Below are 524 nucleotides of genomic sequence, written 5' to 3' on the forward strand. Positions count from 1 at the left end.
CTCAACTAAAAGATAGAAAGCGGATAAGCAGATGGAACATATAGGTTCTCGTGCACTGATTGTTGAAGGCGGCGCAATGCGAGGGGTATTTTCTTGCGGAATACTCGACCATTTTTTAGCTGCGTACTTTTCTCCCTTCGACAGCTTTTGGGGCGTATCGGCTGGCGCAAGTGATCTTGCCGCTTATTTAGCAAAAATGCCGGGCAGAAACCTCAAGATCTATCTCGATTACAGCCTAAGAAATGAATTCATCACCCCCAGCCAGCTCATACGCGGTGGTGATGTCATGGATTTGGATTGGATGTGGCAAGTGACACTTGAAGAGTTAGGCATTGATAAAGAAGTGCTCGCTGCTGATCCGCGGCCTTTTTTCCTTGTCGTCACTCGTCAAGATACTGGACAGGCAGAATACCTCACTCCGGACGTCGATATGTTAGCGGAGACCATGAAGGCCAGCAGCGCCCTGCCCGTACTCTATCGTAATGGCGTACTTCTTAATGGCACTCGATATGTGGATGGCGGCG

1 protein-coding gene is annotated in these 524 nt (G+C 49.2%); it reads left to right on the top strand.

Annotated features, from left to right (window positions below):
• Nucleotides 1-31: 31 nt before the first annotated feature.
• The coding region (locus tag R8N49_RS30260) for a patatin family protein (RefSeq protein ID WP_318190836.1) at nucleotides 32-524 on the top strand (493 nt) is incomplete at its 3' end.

It is taken from the genome of Vibrio sp. 1978 (genome assembly GCF_033344345.1).